This window comes from Pseudomonas sp. NPDC087598 (assembly GCF_044743525.1).
In the GTDB taxonomy this organism is placed as follows: Bacteria; Pseudomonadota; Gammaproteobacteria; order Pseudomonadales; family Pseudomonadaceae; genus Aquipseudomonas.
In genome coordinates, this window is record NZ_JBIUWQ010000120.1 from 1 (window position 1) to 4,926 (window position 4,926).

The 4,926-nt window shown below is 56.1% G+C and carries 4 protein-coding genes; 3 read left to right on the plus strand and 1 reads right to left on the minus strand.

The genetic code is table 11. From position 1 onward, the window contains the following. A partial coding sequence (locus ACIOWE_RS29665) for a cbb3-type cytochrome c oxidase subunit I (protein WP_401398506.1) occupies positions 1 to 917 on the minus strand: 917 nt, incomplete at its 3' end. A 95-nt stretch (positions 918 to 1,012) separates the two neighbouring features. Here ACIOWE_RS29665 and ACIOWE_RS29670 point away from each other — a divergent pair. The 3 genes from ACIOWE_RS29670 to ACIOWE_RS29680 all read left to right on the plus strand — a co-directional run bounded on the left by ACIOWE_RS29670 (position 1,013) and on the right by ACIOWE_RS29680 (position 4,589). After that, positions 1,013 to 1,705: an alpha/beta family hydrolase gene (locus ACIOWE_RS29670; RefSeq protein ID WP_401398508.1), complete on the plus strand. Its 693-nt coding sequence runs from the start codon at positions 1,013 to 1,015 to the stop codon at positions 1,703 to 1,705. Positions 1,706 to 2,801: 1,096 nt separating this feature from the next. Further along, on the plus strand, positions 2,802 to 3,164 hold the full coding sequence (locus ACIOWE_RS29675) for a DUF6124 family protein (RefSeq protein ID WP_401398510.1): 363 nt from the start codon (positions 2,802 to 2,804) through the stop codon (positions 3,162 to 3,164). A 1,062-nt stretch (positions 3,165 to 4,226) separates the two neighbouring features. Then, positions 4,227 to 4,589 (plus strand): DUF6124 family protein, encoded by a 363-nt coding sequence (locus ACIOWE_RS29680; RefSeq protein ID WP_401398512.1) that lies wholly within the window; start codon positions 4,227 to 4,229, stop codon positions 4,587 to 4,589. Positions 4,590 to 4,926: the final 337 nt, after the last annotated feature.

The following is a 4,926-nucleotide window of genomic DNA, read 5'->3' on the forward strand; positions in this document are numbered from 1 at the left end:
ATCGGGTCGCTGCGCAACTTATGCCAGGCGCCCGACAGGGTCATCATGCCGTTGATCATGCCGCCCCAGCTTGGCGCCAGCAGTACCAGCGACATCACCATGCCGAGTGACTGCGCCCAGTCCGGCAGCGCGGTGTAGTGCAGGTGGTGCGGGCCGGCCCAGATGTACAGAGTGATCAGTGCCCAGAAGTGCACGATCGACAGGCGATACGAATACACCGGACGCTCGGCCTGTTTCGGCACAAAGTAGTACATCATCCCGAGGAAACCGGCGGTGAGGAAAAAGCCTACGGCGTTGTGTCCGTACCACCCTTGCACCATCGCGTCGGTTGCACCGGCATACACCGAGTAGGACTTGGTGAAACTCACCGGCAACTCAAGGTTGTTGACGATGTGCAAAATCGCCACGGTGATGATGAACGCACCGAAGAACCAGTTGCCCACATAGATGTGCTTGGTTTTGCGCTGCATGATCGTGCCGAAGAACACGATCGCGTAGGCGACCCAGACGATGGTGATCAGGATGTCGATCGGCCATTCCAGTTCGGCGTATTCCTTGGAGCTGGTGTAACCCAGCGGCAGGCTGATTGCTGCCAACAGAATGACAAGCTGCCAGCCCCAGAAGCAGAAAGCGGCGATTTTCGGCGCAAACAATTGCGTCTGGCAGGTGCGCTGTACCGAGTAGAAGGAACTGGCGAACAGGGCGCAGCCGCCGAACGCGAAGATCACGGCGTTGGTGTGCAGCGGGCGCAGGCGGCCGAAACTGGTCCACGGCAAATTGAAGTTGAGTTCGGGCCAGACCAATTGGGCGGCGAGAAAAACCCCGAGCCCCATGCCGACGATGCCCCACACCACCGTCATAATGGCGAATTGGCGGACCACCTTGTAGTTGTAGGCGGTACTGATAGAAGTGTTCATGGTTCCCCATCCACGGTTCAGCCGAAGTGAGCGCGGGTAAAAAACGCCGCGAATCCTTCGCCTGGAGTTATAGGCAGACTAAAAGCGAGGCAAGCATGGACAAACAGCACAAGGCCAGTATTGACGGGGATCAATGGGCGCAGTGCGTGCGGGATCATGGGTGGCTCTGGAACGCCGCCAGTAGTGAGGCTTCGGCGACGTTGATCCTCGCGCATGGGGCGGGGGCGCCGATGGATAGCGACTGGATGAACGATATGGCTGGGCGCCTTGCCGGGCTTGGGGTGAACGTGTTGCGGTTTGAGTTTGCGTATATGGCGCAGCGGCGGGTTGATGGGGTTAAGCGACCGCCGAATCCTGCGGGGAAATTGCAGGAGTGTTGGCGCGAGGTGTATGGCTTGGTGCGACTTCATGTCGCTGGGACTTTGGCCATTGGTGGTAAGTCCATGGGTGGTCGGATGGCTAGCCTTGTTGCGGATGAGTTGGGTGTTGATGCGCTGGTGTGTCTGGGTTATCCGTTTTATGCGGTTGGGAAACCGGAGAAACCGCGGGTTGAGCATTTGGCTTCTTTGCAGACGCGGACTTTGATTGTGCAGGGGGAGCGGGATGCGCTGGGCAATCGTGAGGCTGTCGAGGCTTACACTTTGTCACCGAGTATTGTGGTGGCGTGGCTAGCGGCCGGAGATCATGATTTGAAGCCGTTGAAGGTTTCCGGGTTTACCCATGAACAGCATTTGGCTAGCGCTGCGCAGAAAGTAGCTGTGTTTCTCAAGGGTGTACCGAAATTCTGAGCCAGATGAAGATCGGCTCCCTTTCCCCCTCGCCCCTGGGGGAGAGGGCTGGGGTGAGGGGGATCGATCTTGAACGCGACACACTTTTCGATCTGTGTGCATATCCGTTGCTGCGGTTAAGCCCACCTAGGGTTTCGCCCTGACGGCGACTCACTTTTTTTACAAACGCCTAAAAAAAGTAAGCAAAAAAACGCTTGCTCCAACGTGCGGCCCGCTCGCTGGGGCTCGGGGTTCCTTCGCTCCGGGATTCATCCGGGGGGCATCGCCTACGGTTTGCTTCGCTGCACCTCCTCTCGATGCATTTGGCTTCGCCAAACGGTCGCTGCGCTCCCACCCCCGGATAAATCCCTCCACTCAGCCTTCCGACGTCGCCCGTGGATCAAGATCAAAAGCTACAGCCGAGCTAACGCTCATCCTTTGAGTGGGGCGGCATGCGCCGCGTGCGGGTGGTAAACATCACCCCTGTAGCTGCCGAATGCTGCGATCTTTTGATCTTGCTGTCGCTTTTTTGTGGGAGCGAGGCTGCTCGCGATGGCGGCCTGCGAGCCGACTAATCTCTAACTGAATGCACTCAATCCATTGTGGGAGCTGGCTTGCCAGCGATGGCGGCCAGCCAGCCGACCAATCTCTAACTGAATGCACTCAATCCAACTGTAGGAGCGAGCCTGCTCGCGAAAGCGGCCTGCCAAACAACATCAAAACAACAGAACAACTTCCCGTTTTTTCTGCCCGTAAACGCAATCCTGCGAGCACGTGTAAATTACACAACCCGTTACGCCATGGGGCTTACAACACCTTGCGCCGTTGCCTACGCGTACTCCAGAATCCGCCGGCTTACAAGGCTATGGAGCTGGCTATATCGTTTCCCTGTCACTGAAAAACAGTGATCGGGTTTGGTAGCCCGTCTGTAATAGCTGTGTGGCAACACCTTATAGAACCTCTTTCTTGAGGCTCGGCTTTATGGTGGTCATGCGTGGGGCTCACTTGTGAGCGCCGGGTTCCTATTGCAGCCGGTCTACCAACCCGCGTATGGCCACCACCCACTCGTTTGGTAGCGAGAGTGATGGCTCCTTAAACTGCAATAGGAGTTTCATCCATGTTCAAAATCACGCCAAACCCACCGCACACCGATCCAATCCCCCAAGACCCAACGCTTAGCCCGCAAAAGGTCAAAGAAGCAACTGATCGCGCCCTCGACTATTACCTCAGACCCGAAGACCTGGCGGCCCCGCCACCCTCGCCCAGGTTTCGCCCCATCTATCTCGTCGACCCCACGCTGGATGACGAAACCCTGCTTGTGGAAGCCTGTGAGTCGCTGTCATACGCCCATGCCAAGGCCGGCAATATCGCCAACTCAATAGGCGGCCCGGAGCGCAAACCGCTGCTGGCGCTGCAACAGGTGCTCATGATGAACGAGCTGTTGGTCAATCGATTGCTGCATAGCTTCCGTTTGCCTTAAGAATGGCGCTGGCGGTCAGCCCTCTTCGCGAGCAGGCTCACTCCTACATTGGATCTGCGGTGATTACAGATTATGCGTCCGACAACAAATCCCCTGTAGGAGTGAGCCTGCTCGCGAAAGCGGTCTGTCACGCAGCATCAATTTCAGACAGGCAACAAAAAGCCCGGACGCTTTCGCTATCCGGGCTTTCAAGATCAAAAAATCGCAGCCTGCGGCAACTCCTAAAGTGATTGGTAGGAGCTGCCGAAGGCTGCGATCTTTTTGATTTACTTGGTAATGGGTAGCCTGCCAGTGATCACAAATTTATCGAACACTTTCTGTCCAACACGCGCGGCTTGTTGAACATCAAGGTGTGTCAGTTCATCACAAAGTTTCTGTTTTTCGGGTTTTCGGGTGGGGTGTGTATTCATGCTGACCGGTCCGCGTGATTGAGTAGCGACAGGCAAACGATAGAACCTGGCCTCAATGAGCACCAGTCGGCGCATTCTGGCGCAGTTGTAGGCAGTGTCTGCATTGTTTGAGTGAGATCGTAGCCGGTAGAGAAGGCCTCTTCGCGAGCAGGCTCACTCCTACTGGAGATCTTGGTCGGGCACTTAATCCGTGATCACCACAGAATCAATGTAGGAGTGAGCCTGCTCGCGAAAGCGGCCTGCCAGACAACATCAAAAGAGCAGGGGAGCACCCGCGCCCTCGATGCGTAAACGTAATTCCGTGATCACGTTTAAATCACACAAAGCGTTACGCCATGGGGCCTACAACACCTTGCGCCGTTGCCTACGCGTACTCCAGAATCCGCCGGCTTACAAGGCTATGGAGCTGGCTATATCGTTTCCCTGTCACTGAAAAACAGTGATCGGGTTTGGTAGCCCGTCTGTAATAGCTGTGTGGCAACACCTTATAGAACCTCTTTCTTGAGGCTCGGCTTTATGGTGGTCATGCGTGGGGCTCACTTGTGAGCGCCGGGTTCCTATTGCAGCCGGTCTACCAACCCGCGTACGGCCACCACCCACTCGTTTGGTAGCGAGAGTGATGGCTCCTTAAACTGCAATAGGAGTTTCATCCATGTTCAAAATCACTCCAAACCCACCGCACACCGATCCAATTCCGCACGACCCAGCGCTCAGCCCGCAAAAGGTAAAAGAAGCGACAGATCGCGCCCTCGACTACTACCTCAAACCCGAAGACCTGGCGGCTCCGCCACCTTCGCCCAAATTTCGCCCTGTCTATCTCGTCGACCCCACGCTGGATGACGAAACCCTGCTCGTCGAGGCCTGTGAATCGCTGTCGTACGCCCATGCCATGGCCGGCAATATTGCCAACTCGATAGGCGGCCCGGAGCGCAAACCGCTGCTGGCGCTGCAACAGGTGATCATGATGAACGAGCTGTTGGTCAATCGATTGCTGGATAATTTCCGTTTGCCTTAAGAATGGCGTTGGCGGTCAGGCCTCTTCACTAGCAGGCTCACTCCTACAGGGGATTTGTTGTCGGGCACCTAATCGGTGATCACTGCAGACCCAATGTTGGAGTGAGCCTGCTCGCGAAAGCGGTCTGTCACGCAGCATCAATTTCAGACCGGCAACAAAAAGCCCGGACGCTTTCGCTATCCGGGCTTTCAAGATCAAAAGGTCGCAGCCTGCGGCAGCTCCTACATTGGAATGCGTTCCCTTGTAGATACCGTCTTGCCCCTCATCGGGCAAGTGCAAATTTCGGGTCAAATGGTTGGCCCGATTTGAGAACGGCGTAAACGAAATGCAGCAGCTT